Genomic DNA, 317 nt, shown 5'->3' on the forward strand with positions numbered 1-317 from the left:
GCAGATTTGTCGAAGACCGGAATGTGAGGTTCTATGCCACGCTCATGAACCAGCCACGCAAGATTTTCAGCGGATCCATATGCTGTATCCGCAGCAAGCCTTTCGGGCCATATTCCAAATGTTTCCTGCGTACGCTCTATCATTCTGCGTTGCGCCGTAACCTCGGCCTGCCGGATGGCTGTCGTGGTTTCTACATCCATGATGACAGCCGATTTAAGGTCGATGAGGTAATTTGTGCAGTAGGCATAATAAGCAAGGCCACCGCTTGCAGCGTTCCAACGTGCCGCAGGATCGACCGGAGAGATATATTTTGGTTG

At 51.4% G+C, this 317-nt stretch carries 1 protein-coding gene; it reads right to left on the minus strand.

Translation table 11 applies throughout. From position 1 onward, the window contains the following. On the minus strand, positions 1-317 hold a 317-nt coding region (locus HK11_RS11645; protein WP_143216407.1), incomplete at both ends, for a transposase.

The organism is Acetobacter sp. DmW_043 (assembly GCF_002153485.1).
Lineage (GTDB): Bacteria > Pseudomonadota > Alphaproteobacteria > Acetobacterales > Acetobacteraceae > Acetobacter > Acetobacter thailandicus.